This window comes from Bacteroides sp. 43_46 (assembly GCF_001915455.1).
Lineage (GTDB): Bacteria > Bacteroidota > Bacteroidia > Bacteroidales > Bacteroidaceae > Bacteroides > Bacteroides caccae.
This window is the reverse complement of the sequence record NZ_MNQN01000114.1, coordinates 1-13,928: the sequence shown is the minus strand read 5'-3', so window position 1 is coordinate 13,928 and position 13,928 is coordinate 1. Positions and strand designations below refer to the sequence as shown.

Below are 13,928 nucleotides of genomic sequence, written 5' to 3'. Positions count from 1 at the left end.
AATGAGTCTTGATTTCAATGAATTATTTTCTGACTATGACTTCCTTATTCCTAACAGGATTGAGGGATATATTATCATTCGGTTATGGCAGAAAATTAAATCCGGTGAAATTCAAGAAGAATTCTCTTATAACGACATAAAAAATATAGTCAATGAAGTAACTGCATTGACAAATGGAGCTACACCTCAAATAGAGAAAATATTAAAGGATTTACTTCATTACTTTATTAAGAAACCTCCTGAAACTGTTTCAAAATACTATCTTTCTGATTATGCTGAAAGGTTTATTCAACTTTTAGAAACTAAAATAGATAGCCCTTACAGAAATTTTCCTTTAAAAAAGAATTTTGAAAAATATTTTGCTATCGAATTTGAGGAAATTGAAGATTTTGAAGAATTAAATCGTTGGTTTAAACAAGGTTTTCACGATACTTCGAAGAGAGTTATTCTTGACCATATCGAAAGTTTGCAAGATGAAGTTGAAAGCTCTATCAAGAAGCTGAACAAGATTCTATACTCTGATGAATTGCAGGCTATTGAAATGGTGCGGTTGTTCGTAAATGAGTTTAAAAATTTCGGACTTAAAGCAGAGCAAATAAGGGAAGCCCTTTTTCTCAAAGATGAAACTCTGAAAAACCTGAAAAAAGCTGCCGATTATTTTTATATAAAAATTGAGGAGACAAAGCACTATCAGACTATAGAAGAAGAAAAAAGCTATCAAGAATTAGAGCATAAATGGAAAACAGCTAATCAGATAAAAGGTGAGGTTGCTGTTTTCTTCGATAATATTAATAAAAAGCTATCAAGAATCAACGATCAGATAGTTTTTGCCAGTTCAAAGTTAAAAGAATTGGAGGAAAATTTTCAATATCAATCGCTTTTCAAAATCAATCTGAAAAAGTTACTTCAGATTGTGCTTCAAACTAGTAGTTATGACAGGAAGGACGGTATTGTGTTACACCAAAGATTTCCGATCAAGAGCCTCCCATTTCAGAAAATGCAATTCTTTTTCGTGCCCAGGTATGAGTTCAATGTAGAACCGGAAAGAATAGGTATTGTTCCCGAAAGTAACACGGATTATGAACAGGCAGAAAGATCTAAGATTGAGAAAGAGTTGCAAATACAAGAGAAAATAGCTTTATGGATAGACACTTGTAATTCTAGGATTGAAAAAGAAAAGCAGCTAGACTATTCATCTGTATTTTATGAAATTCTGGATAATGAGCAAAACATTGAAATTCCACTTCAAGTTGGCTTTTCGCTTTTTCAGCAATATGCCAATAATAAAGATTTTGATGTTACTATTGATAAAATAATAGCAAACCCCAATAGAAATGATATTCTGACATGGAACATGAAAATACAACGCAAAAAAGTCCATATGCATTCTTAAGTAATCCTTCTGTTCAAAGGTACTTTGCAGACCTGAATTTAGATTTACTTCAGGGCAAGCATATCACGGCTGATGACTATTATAGTTACCAACTGCTAAGAGAGTATTACGAACCTGAATTGAAACAATATTACAAAGAATTGTACGAACTCATTTTAGAAAAAGCTACGTTTGACAACAGTACCTATTTTTACCTTGATTTCCCAGTAGACAGTAAAGGGAGGTTGAGCAATAGATATCGAGAACTTAGCGAACAGCAGGTAATTATAGGAATTATTTTGCTTAAGATGTATTACGATATGTATTTTAAATATCCCAAAGAATTGTTCTGGGAGGATATTAAAGAAGAAATAGAGCAAAGCGAACTTAAGGACTTATATAAAAAGTTATTTTTCGAAGAGGTAAGAGATTTCTATACCGATAAAGAATGGGAAAAGGTACAGGAGTTATTCCGTAGAACAATAAATAGCTTTACCCAATTAGGATGGATTAAAAAACTTTCAAAAGGTAAAGAAGAGATACATTTCCAATTGAAAGAAAGTATCCACCGCTTTGCTGAATTATACAAGTATGAGATTGAAGAGTTCCCTCAATTTGTCTCAAAAATTAAACTCTTTTGAAAATCATGAACGAACCAAAAATATATTCAATATCTACAGTCGGTATTTTGAAGCACTTCAACCAAGATTATCTTCTTCATCCTTTACGGACTGATTTTACAGGAGGAAATGGTGTTGGGAAATCAATCATTGCAGATTTAATCCAGATAATATTTATCTGTTACGAAAAATATATCAAATTTGGCACAGATGGTTTCACGAAAGAAAAGAGGGAAATCCGGAAACTTCCGTATAAAAACAACGAAGGCTATGCATTTCTGAATATCAAAATAAAGGAAGAGCAGTTTATCACATTAGGAGTAAATATACAATCACGGTCAGGCAAGAGAATTCGTCCTTTTTTGATTCTTTCAAAACCTAATTTGAACTTACTACTTACAGACCTTGTATATGGAAGTAGTAAAATTCTCACATATAGAGATTTTTTGAATGAACAACATAAAATCCTGCCATTAGACGAATTGTCAAAGCGTTTAAAAGAAAAGCATCAGTTATTTCTGACCTACTTTCCCTTCAATGAAGATATTGAGAGATACCACTCTTTTCTGTTTGAAAAAGAAATCTTACCTATAAATCTAACCATTCCAGAGCAACTAAAAGCATTTGCCAAAGTAATACAATCTTTTTCCAGAGTGAGAGATTTAGGGCTTGATAAGGCGAACAGTCTGAAAGAGTTCCTGTTTGAAGATGATGATAAAGAATATTTAGAAGAATATCTAAAGCACAAACAACAACTGGATAAACTACTGACTGACTTTAAAGATCTAAATTCCCATATAGATGATATTGAGTATAAACAAAAAGTGCTTAAACAACTTAATGGATTTGAAAAACAGATGAACGAGTCCAAGTTTAATTTCAACTTGAAAGAAATTGTGGAACTAGATAAGCAATATTCAGAGAGCCAAAACCAAGAACAAGAACTAAGTAAAAATTTAAGTTACAAAGTAGATAGAAGAAAATATTTAGAAGATAGAGAAAAGAAATTTAAACGGCTAACTCCTGCTGTCGAAAGTTATTATGAGGAAATTGAGTCCAATTATACTTTTTTGCTGCAATACGAGTCAAAGTATAATAGTTGGAAGCGTTTTGATAGTGAAATCACCCAACTAAGCGAGATTCACTACAGTAATTTTTCAGAAGAAACAGTAAATAACTCTTCTCCCATAGACTTTAAACTAAAAACGACAAAAGAAATAATAGAGAAGGTCAACGCAGCCATTCCCTTGTTTGTACAATATGGACAGTTAAGTGATATTATCAGGAAACACCATGAGCAGGAAGAGAGACTCTCATCCTTAGCTCTCGAAACAGAAAATAAACTAAAACAATTAGATCGGATAATCAACCTGCTCGTTGATAGAGGTTCCAATAGCTTGTTCGGTCAGGTCATCCGTGAGAAGAAGATTCTTTCCTTGCATCAGGAATCAGTACTACTATCTCTTATTGATATATCCCTCGAAAAACCTGAAAAAGCCATTAAAGGTTTAAGGTATGCTCTTTCAACAAATATTCTTGATGAAAATAATTTTGAATTCGATAAACAAAATAAGGGGATTTGGTTAAAATTAGGCGAATTAAGGGAATTTATTGAGCTGTCAAAAGACGAACGAATTTTTGAATCTGGTTCAGATTTTGAAAATATACTATCAAATAAAATAGATGAGTTGAACATTCAGGTTACAAAACTAAAACAGGAGAAAGAAGAATTAAACAAAATAAAAAAATTACACCCGTATGATAAGAGAATCATTAAAGATTATGATTTCGACATACGGCTGATAGAATATTCAGGGATAGAGAATCTTAAGCAGGTTGTCTGGATGATATGCAATATGGAAGTAAAAATATCTCATTTATTATCTGAAAGTGCTCAGTTAAAATCAGACATAGACACAATCTTATCCCAAATTACAATTCCAGTAAACACACAAAATTTATTCGGATTGGTAAAACAGTATGAAGCAAAAAAGAAATTAGTCTCTATACGCAAAAATCGGTTACAAGATAAGAAAAACAAGGAATCTAATGAATTATCTCATTTAAATGGTGAACTCCCGCATCTTCAAAAAGAACTAAAAGAAAAACAAGAAGAAATAGCAAAACTTCTTAATTCATACAATTTTAAAAAAGGACAATTTGTTCAACAACATCCGGATAAAGACTTTAGTGCGTCAAATGATATTATTGAGACCAAAAGCCTTGATGAATTGGAAACAGAATTCAATATAGCACAGGAAAATTATATAACCGAATACAAATCCATAGTAAGCCTTTTTAGAGAAACACGAGAAGGAAAAAATCCACAAATCAATATTCAGGTAAATAATACACTCTATCAATTTAGAATACTCGAAGAAGTTTTACTGGGAGGAAAAATAAGATATTTGGATAATGTCAGTGATTATTTACGTGAGGCTAACGAGCAACGTCTTAGTATCGTTGAAAACATTCGGGAAAATATGATTAAGGTCTTTTCCAAAACATTACGTCGATATCAAGATTATGACACTATCGTCAAAAATCTCAATACATTTTTCATTGGTAAAAAAATTAGTGATACTTATTATCTAAACCTCAATTTTAAAGAATATGATGATATCAATATCGGCTGGATTGACGAATTACAGAAATCTGCCCGTTGGGTAAATAAACCAGGGGAACTTGAGTTCGGGCATTGTGTTCAGGAGTTTATAGAGGAATTGTTTAAAAAAATAACAGGTATCCGGAAAGCGATTGAATTTAAAGACCTGCTTAATCCGAAGACATACTTCGACTTAACAGTTAAACTTACGGATGAAGAAAAAAACGAAATACCCGGAAGCACCGGAGAAACGTACTCTGCCATTGTTTTGCTGGGTATAGCTCGTCTTTCAAAAGTACAGGAAAAAAGGCGAAATGGTCTGAGATTTATCATTTTAGAAGAATTAGCTAATCTGGATGATACTAATTTTAATGTTTTTCCCAAGATCGCTCGTGAATTTGACTACCAAATCCTCACAATGACCCCAAAACCGTATAATTCTGATTCAGAGGACGGCTGGTATTTGCATCATTTAATAAAAGGGAATAAAGACAATAATATTAATTATCCTGTTCCCGCAAGTTACTATAAAACAAGGGAGAATCGAATTGATTTGGAGAATTATTTGAAAGCGTTGGAAAGATGAAGTGGAATGTATTAAAAGATATGCAAGCTCTATATGAGTGTGGAAAAATTAAAAGAAAACCATCATTTGTCGATGATCCGAATGTAGATCACTTAATAAATTCCACAAAAGAATTGTGTGTTTTAAGGAAAGAAGTAATCATTCCAGAGAATTCAACTTTCAGGCAAACATATGATAAACTATATCGAGAAAAATTTGCCTTATATAGTTCATTCTTGAAAGATAATGGATTAGAAAAACCACAAACGAGGTTTGAACACACGGACATCGAACAATTAATTGAGATCAAAGCTCAAATGGATTCAGGTTCTTTGAAATCATTGCGAGAGCAAATCTTAAAAGCTAATGAAACAGTAAGAGGAGTATCATTCATGTTCTTTAAAAATGAAAAATACCTCGATGAAAAAGAGTCCCTTGTGGATGCTATTGAAAAAATATTGCAAGTCCCTGAATTACCGTCAGGAAAGGATAAACAATATTTATATGTAGTCCCGTGTAAATCTGCGAAGGCAATTTTATTGTGTGAAAATCTTTATTTCTTACGGGTTCCCGATAGGGTAAAACAGTATAATGTGGAATTGTGGTTTGCAGGAGGTTATAACATCGGAATGTTAGAAAACGTAGATACTCGTAACTTATCTATTTATTACTTGTGTGACTGGGATTACGATGGTCTTAGGATTTTTGATTTGGTTAAGAAAAAGATTCCTCAAATTGAATTGCTATTCCCTAATGCAACACCAGTAAGCATCATTAAGTCAGAACATGATAGCCATTGGAAAAACTCGCATATACCACATGAGTTATCAAATTTGAATAAAGACTTGTTTGATTCTCAAGAAAGACAACTAATTGAGCTGTTAATTTCTAGTAATTCATGGATTGTAGAGGAATCAAACGATATCGCAGAATTGATTAAAACTAAAGTTAAACTGTAGCATACGATGGGAAAGCCGATACGACATAATAATCATATTCTTGAAACAGAGTCTAATAAATTTGTCAATAATCATATTCCAAATGAGTGGGTTATTGATAAACCAGATCATGATTATGGGATTGACTACAACATTAATATTGTCATAAATAACGAAGTTACTGGATTGAGTTTTTCTGTCCAGTTAAAAAGCATGATACGGGATCATCATTCTGATTTTGCAACAATTACATTGAAGCATTCAACGTTGTCCTTATTTAATACTATGTTAGTTCCCGTATTGTTAATCGCTTATGTTCAAGAAGAAAAGGAGGCTTATTGGTGCTGGAATAATGATTTGGATATTGACTTAACTGTTCAACAGAAGACATTCACAATACAGATTCCCAAGACTAATAAGTTGAGTGAACTTGATTGGACAAGAATAACTAAGTATGTTCAGCGTATTTTTAGCATTAAGACTCTAGTTGATGGCATTAAATCGCTTGAATACAGCGAAATTTCTAATTCTGAATTACTCGCATGGAGATATTATTATTCAAAGGAATATGAGAATGCTATTTTCTATTTTAAGAATCTGCTTCGTGATAATCCTAAGAATGTAACTGTTCTGGAAGGATTATCGCAAAGCCAATATGAAACTTTCAACTATAAAGAGGCTCTTTTTAATATTAATAAGGCAATTGAACTTTCCGGTAAACGGAATCTATACCTTACTAAAGCATGTATTTTAGCTGAAGATGGAACTCAAAATGGAATAAAGGGAAAAATCATCGAAGCCAGAAATATTTTCAAACAATTTATAGGAGACAGATCAAATCAAGAGCATTATTATTATAACTATGCAAACACATTAAGTCGATTGGGGCAACATGAGGAAGCAATAAAGTATTATCAGGAATGTTTGAAAATAAATCCAAATCATGCAACTGCATGGAAGAATCTCGGCCAGGTTTATTGGGATATCCATGAACATGAGAAAGAAATCGAATGTTATAACAAAGCATTGGCAATAAACCCTAAATTACCACAAGCTCTTTTCAGTAAAGGAGTTACTCTATCACGCATCTATAACCTGCATAGGGAAGGCTTGAAATTAATGTTAAAGGCTCTGAATTGTGAAGAGGAAATGATTCATAGTTTTGCTTATGGGTATTGGGGGATTGCGTATGCCTATGAGAAACTGAATAAAATAAAGGAATCATTGATATGGATAAATAAAGGCTTGGACATTTATCCAGAAGATATATATTATCTAAATTTTAAATCAAATTTACTTATTGAGCATTGGGGAGATGACAAAGAATTAAAAGAAGAAGCTATTCGCTTTTTTGAATTCCGACTGGAACTGGAAAACGATGCTAAAAGTCTATATGCCTTAATGACAATAAAGGATTTAGATGATGAGCAGGAGATTTTAAACTTAGTGAAAAAACATACCCCTATCCTGAAGGATGTAACCTTAGATGTATTTAGAGAATGTAGAATAAAGATTAAGGAGCATCTTATTTTCTTGCTTCATTATGATAAATATCAAGATTTTAGAAAGGATTATCCCATTCACAGATACCTCGATCATTTGATTTCCGAACAACTTATAATTTCCACTGAGTTTTGGGAAATGCTCGATCTTATATTCGCAACCAGCTTTAGTAGTGCTATCTTTGAATATTTTAAAAATAAAAATTCAAAAATAATCGCACAAAAAATATTAGAAGCCTTAAAAGCCTCAACGAATGCAGTTAAAGCATTGATATCTCCAAATACAGACTATACACAGGAAGAAGCTATTTCTATTATGTCTCACATTTATTTGGGATTCCCCATAGTTATTGTACGTGAATTTGGGGCTCAATTAGGAATGATAACAGGTGCATTGGGATTACCCAAACCAGACGAAGCAGAAAATTTACCTCAGTCTTGGTACGAGGAATTTGGTGAATCTGTATTACTAACTATAAATAAACAACTCAAACTATTGAGAGAGGATTGATTTTTCGTTTGGCTCTGTTTGATTTTGTAAAGAGGTGCATCTTCTTATGTATTGTCGACAAAAATACTCCTAATCTATCTCAATATTTTGTTTCCAAACTGTACTACTATTGCTGTATAATAGAAATAAAAGCGCTAATTGTTTCATATTTTCAGTCAAATAATGGATTAATTCAATATTCATTCTTACCTCTGCAATAACAATCGTATTAAATCATGAACAAAATAACGAGAAATAATTTCGTGCTTAAGCGTATAGATTTTCCAGTTAAAAAATGATGATTATCAATAGCAAAACGTATAGCATTCACTTTCTATTGACATTATATAAAATCGTTTTTATTTTTGTGAGTTCAAAAGAAATAATTTATCTTTGTACTTAGTATTCTCCATGAGGAAAACTACCGCAAAAGTACGTAGAAATTTAGTGGGATAATTCATGGGATATGCTTGAAGCAAGAAATATAAAGTTTTAAATATCAGCGTGGTAACTCAACAAGAAGAATCCCAGGCGGATCACATAAGAACAAAGCCAAATGGCGACAAAAAAGAGACAGAGGTTGTGTCAAAACGCTGGCACAACCTTTTTTTATGCGCAAAGCCCAGACTTTCTCAAGCCCGGACTTTGTTATTATCAGGTATTTATCTATTCATATTTCTATAAAAAAGTAATTACTATGACAAATAACAGTCGGAAAACAATATTCACCACTATTTCCATAGATAAGGAAACGGCAGCTTTGGTAGAAAAGATATGCAAACGCTATTCACTGAAAAAGAGCGAAGTTGTAAAATTGACGTTCGGGCATATAGATGAGGCGCATATCAACCTATCCGAAGCACCTGAATCCATAAAATCGGAACTGGCGAAAATAAGTAAGAGACAGGATGATATTATCCGCTTCATCCATCACTATGAAGAAGAATCCCATGATACGGGCAACAATTATTATCGCTTTGCGCTTCGATACTATCGGAAAAGCTTTGGAAACTCTTATTATCTCTCAACTGGAAGCCAGTCAAGAGAAATAAACAGCCGTACTTAAAAAGTTAAGTGAGCAGTTCGGCAATTATACCGATGTGATAAACAGCCAGTCCAAAAAGATAAATGCACTTTACCAGATACAGCAAAGGGACTATAAAAAGTTACTCCACCTAATACAACAATATTCGGAACTATCCGCTTGTGGTGTGATGGGTAGCAAAAGGAAAGAGAACCTGAAAACCGAAATCAGCAATCTGATAAACACATAGAACTATGCACCTTGACTTTGCTTCACTATCAAACGGAATATATAATAATTCTGGAAGTATTTGACAACTAGCTAATTATTTAGAGCATGAAGATATGGAACGGATACTACAAGGTATCCATACTGATAGCTTTTTCAACCAGACTAATGATAATATCTACAAAGTAAATTGTAGATGTTCATCCTCACCTATAATATAGAAATGCACTTGTATTTAGATTTTTTTACTTATCAAATAGTATATAAAATATTTATTTTTAGGGATTTTCTGTTTTTTTTTCTACTTTTGTATTGAACCAAATTCAGAATAGACAAAATGACTAATCGCTTTGATAAAATATTTTCCGAGAAATTGAGTGGTGTTATAGCTATAACTTCACTAATTTGCTTACTTGTTTCTATTTACGTTTTTATTATTCATGGAAGTTGGCAGTTTAGTCCAATATTAGACGAGGCTAAAATTGCACAGTTTGGAGATTTTGTCGGAGGGGTGGTTGGTACTTTACTTGCTTTTGTTGCTGCAATATTGTATTATGTTGCATTGAAAGAACAACGAAAAGATATTGCTATAAATCAGAAATCAATGAATCTTCAAAATGAAGCTCTCGCCAAACAAATTGAAGAATTTGAAAAGCAAAAAGAAGAATTAGCTTTGACTAGAGTTGTCTATGAACAGCAGTATAAAACGATGAAGGAACAAGAACATACAATGAAAATTCAACAATTTGAATCTAGCTTCTACTCCTTTTTAAACGTTTACATTGCAATAAAGAATGAACTAAATACTAATGACGAGGAAAAGGACTTTTTCAAAACAATTTTTTTCAAGCTATGTGAATCTATTGATATAGAACTAATTAATGAGCCTCCCTTAAATTGTCATAAAATAGTAGAGAAAAAATACATTGACCTATTCTTGCATAACAAGGGGAGGTTATCTCATTACTTTAAAACAATATATCGGTTATTAAAAATCATAGACAGCAGTTTATGCCTAAATAATCAAGAAAAGATGTTTTATGCCAAAATAATAAGATCTCAATTGACAGATTATGAATTATTAATAATGTACTACAATTACCATTCTGTTTATGCAAATAAATCAACCATCTTAATATATAAATATAATATTCTCAAACACATACACCCTCTATCCAAAATTGAATTTAGAAAAAAATACAATATAACTACTGAAAATAATTATGCTTTGACTGCTTTTCTCGAAGGTTTTTCAATCTTACTAGAAAAAACAATTAATCAATTTTGTGATTCATTTGATTTTCAAGAAATAGAAGAGAAACATCATAGCTTAAGTTGTATTATTTCAATTTCTTATATAGAAAAGGTATCCATAAAAATAGCATGTTTTGATAAATCAAGAATTCCAGAGCATTTTGAGCAAATTATATATGATTATTTATGTGACAAACTGTACATAACTCAATTTAAAACAATAGATAAAGAATTTGCTTATAGGTCTCAAGCAGAAGTTGATGGAACTATGTTGTTTGAGTATGTACTTAATGAACAATTAATTGAGAAATTAAATAAAGATATAGAATTATGATAAACAATAATAACCAAGAGGCTTTCATTGAAACCTTTAAGAATAATTTAAAAAAAGATGCAAGAACTGTATCTGTTGCAACTTTATTGAGTGATAGATATTTAAAGCGCATTAAGTATGATCCATACTATCAACGAAACTATGTTTGGGAAAAGGACAAACAATCCTTTTTCATTGAGAGTGTAGTGTTAGGAACTGAAATTCCCCCACTCGTTTTCTATAAGTCTGGAATGAGAGTAGAGGTTATTGATGGCAGACAAAGGTTTGAAACTTTAAAAAGATTCAAAGAAGATGATTTCGCCTTGCACTTATCTGGATTACCTGAGTTACAAGCTCTTGCAAAAAAGACTTTTAGCAAACTTAATCCTGATATACAACAGCTATTTTTAAACACTAAAATTCGCATTTTTGAATTTGAAGTTGTTGGTATGCCAGCATTAGATCCTGTAATTGAGGACAAAATAAAAAAGGAAATATTTAGACGATACAATTCAGGAATAACTCCTCTAAATCAATCAGAAGTGGATAACGCCAAATATGATTCAGATACGTTCTCTGATTATTTCAAACATGAATTAAAAGAAAATGACAATTTATACAATAAAATAAACAAATGTTTTTTTTATAACAGTGATAAAATTAAAAGTGAACTTATAGTTGACATGGTTACTTTTTTAAGAAAGTCACTAATTCTTAGCTCATTGCCAATTACCAGATACGCCGACAGTGGTAAAAATTTTTTCCTAGATTTACTATATGATAATTATATCGGAAATGCCAGAGAAAACGAACAGTGTATAGAAGATGATATAAAAAAAATGTTAAAACAGATTCATGATATAACGGCTTATATTAAAATAAACAGTGGAAATGCCTATGAATGTCTTTTATGGGGTATCCGGATTCTCAACAATGAAAATATTCCATTTGAAATTAGCAAACACGCACACACACTTAATGAACACTACCAAAAGAACCTTCATATATATCAAACAGACAGTGACCATTATTATGGTAATATTGTTGCTCGCTTTACAGACACAGCTAACTTATTAAATAAGTTATCAGGCTTTGATTTTAAAATGTATTTAAGGTCTTCTGATTTTAAAAATAAAATCAATTCACTTAAACAGACAGAGAAAGATGCTGAATTAACAATGGATAGGCTTGCTAGCTTAAGAATCAATAAACCTTCACCAGCTTCTAAACCTATAGATCAAGTAATGGCAGATCTAGCCTCTAATTACTATTTAATAAGACCTTCTTATCAAAGACAAGAAAAAATTAGTATAAAAAAAGCATCTTCCATCATTGAAAGTATTCTATTAGGAATAAAACTTCCTCCATTATTTATATATGTGAGAAAAGATGGAATAAGAGAGGTCATTGATGGTCAACAAAGGCTTTTATCAATAATAGGCTTCTTAGGGAGATCATATATAAATGAAGAAGGAATAAATGTACACTCTATTAACCATAATTTCAAACTAAAAGAATTACGAATATTGAGACAATATAATGGAAAAAGGTATTCTGATATTTTATCTGAAGTCGAAGATACCATATTGGATTTTGATTTAGACGAGATAGAGATAAGTCAAGATTTAAATGAAGATTTTGAAGCCACTGATTTATTTATTAGACTCAATAGTAAGCCATATCCTATAAAGCCTAATACTTTTGAGATGTGGAATTCAATAGTTGACAAAGATGTAATACAATTGATCAGAGAGATTACCGCTAAATATGTTTCATGGTTTTATATAAAAGCTCCTGATGATTCAGAAGATGCGAGAAAAGATAGAATGCAAAATGAAGAACTAATAACAATTCTTTCATATTTGTGTTATAACAATATTAAAACTGGAGATATTACAAGAATTCTTGGCTTTTATCCACGTATGGAGAAATTCACTTGCAGGCTTAAAAATAAATACAGTTTAACAGATTTATTAGAAAGCTTTGAATTTAAGCCAACAGAAAAAGAACTTTTTCTAAAAAGTATAAACAAAACAGAGAGTATAATAAAATTAATAAAGGATGTGCTATTAGAAGATAATGCAACAAAAGAAAGCTTTAATGCTATTCTAAATATAAAAAACCTACAACGATTTAGTCGTTCTTATCAAGAGTTTTACATATTATGGATTATGCTTTATGATCTTTCAATACAATCAGCAATATCACATAAAACAGATATTATAACTGATTTAAGAAATATGTTTTCTCTATTAAAAAATATAGATGATAAAACTGTAGATGCGGAATATGTTGAACAGTTTTTATCTAAATTGAAATCTCTTGGAGAAAAATATAAAAAGTTTTCAACTCAATAATACACAAGTAGAATTATCAAAATGAAATGATTAAATTCTTTATATTATCTTTGTTCCCAGTATTCTCCATGAGCAAACTACCGCAAAAGCACGTAGCAAATTAGTAAGATAATTAATGGGATATACTTGAAACAAAAGAGCATAAGACTTTAAATATCAACGTAATACCCCCAAAAAAAGGATCCCAGACGAATTATAAAGGAATTAAGTAGTTATCTAATGTAGGTAACTACTTTTTTTGTTTATATACACTATATACGGGTATTTATGCATGTTTCATGACAAGCAGCCAACTTTCCTGTTCTTACTTTTGATGTTTACCTCTTTTTCACTCTAAAACAAATGATGGAGAGTGGGGTTGGGGAGGAAATAATCATTAATTAAAAGAACAGTGTGATGAGAATGAAGACATTAAAGGAAGGTATTGTGGCTCATGCGGAGGGGCTGGGGGAATTGTTTAAGTTTTCGGCAGAGCATACTTGCAGAAGTATATTGCATAGCTTAGAAGAGTTTGCTAATATTGAGTTGCTAACTTTTAAAGAGTTGACAGCAGGATTCTTTCTGAGTTTTGAACACTATTTGTTGGCTTCGGGATGTTCACCGAATACTTCGGCGTGTTACTTTCGGTCACTGCGGGCTATTTGCCGACAGGCTGAAAAG

The 13,928-nt window shown here is 31.6% G+C and carries 8 protein-coding genes and 2 pseudogenes; all 10 read left to right on the top strand.

What is annotated here, in order from left to right; genetic code table 11:
- The first annotated feature begins 1 nt into the window (after window position 1).
- Complete coding sequence (locus BHV72_RS11455) at window positions 2–1,393, top strand: hypothetical protein (protein WP_286856021.1); 1,392 nt, start codon at window positions 2–4, stop codon at window positions 1,391–1,393.
- Window positions 1,348–2,013 (top strand): chromosome partition protein MukE, encoded by a 666-nt coding sequence (locus BHV72_RS11450; protein ID WP_117988194.1) that lies wholly within the window; start codon window positions 1,348–1,350, stop codon window positions 2,011–2,013. Before BHV72_RS11455 ends, BHV72_RS11450 begins: the two co-directional genes overlap by 46 nt.
- Before the next feature lie 5 nt (window positions 2,014–2,018).
- Entirely contained in the window at window positions 2,019–5,183 is a 3,165-nt protein-coding gene (locus BHV72_RS11445) for a hypothetical protein (protein WP_286856019.1), read from the top strand.
- Window positions 5,180–6,121 (top strand): Wadjet anti-phage system protein JetD domain-containing protein, encoded by a 942-nt coding sequence (locus tag BHV72_RS11440; protein ID WP_117988191.1) that lies wholly within the window; start codon window positions 5,180–5,182, stop codon window positions 6,119–6,121. The genes BHV72_RS11445 and BHV72_RS11440 overlap by 4 nt, the downstream gene beginning before the upstream one ends.
- 6 nt (window positions 6,122–6,127) lie before the next feature.
- On the top strand, window positions 6,128–8,113 hold the full coding sequence (locus BHV72_RS11435; RefSeq protein WP_117988190.1) for a tetratricopeptide repeat protein: 1,986 nt from the start codon (window positions 6,128–6,130) through the stop codon (window positions 8,111–8,113).
- A gap of 676 nt (window positions 8,114–8,789) precedes the next feature.
- Window positions 8,790–9,366 (top strand): annotated as a pseudogene (locus tag BHV72_RS11430) (BfmA/BtgA family mobilization protein).
- A gap of 4 nt (window positions 9,367–9,370) precedes the next feature.
- A pseudogene (locus BHV72_RS11425) lies at window positions 9,371–9,529 on the top strand (DUF5712 family protein); the annotation flags it as partial.
- A gap of 152 nt (window positions 9,530–9,681) precedes the next feature.
- The gene (locus BHV72_RS11420; protein ID WP_286856017.1) at window positions 9,682–10,932 is read left to right on the top strand and encodes a putative phage abortive infection protein; all 1,251 of its coding nucleotides are present in this window, start codon (window positions 9,682–9,684) and stop codon (window positions 10,930–10,932) included.
- Window positions 10,929–13,268 carry a DUF262 domain-containing protein gene (locus tag BHV72_RS11415; protein ID WP_286856015.1) on the top strand — a complete coding sequence of 780 codons (2,340 nt, stop codon included), beginning with the start codon at window positions 10,929–10,931 and terminating at the stop codon, window positions 13,266–13,268. The genes BHV72_RS11420 and BHV72_RS11415 overlap by 4 nt, the downstream gene beginning before the upstream one ends.
- Before the next feature lie 396 nt (window positions 13,269–13,664).
- Window positions 13,665–13,928 (top strand): phage integrase SAM-like domain-containing protein (locus tag BHV72_RS11410; protein ID WP_286856013.1); only part of this gene is annotated, 264 nt, incomplete at its 3' end.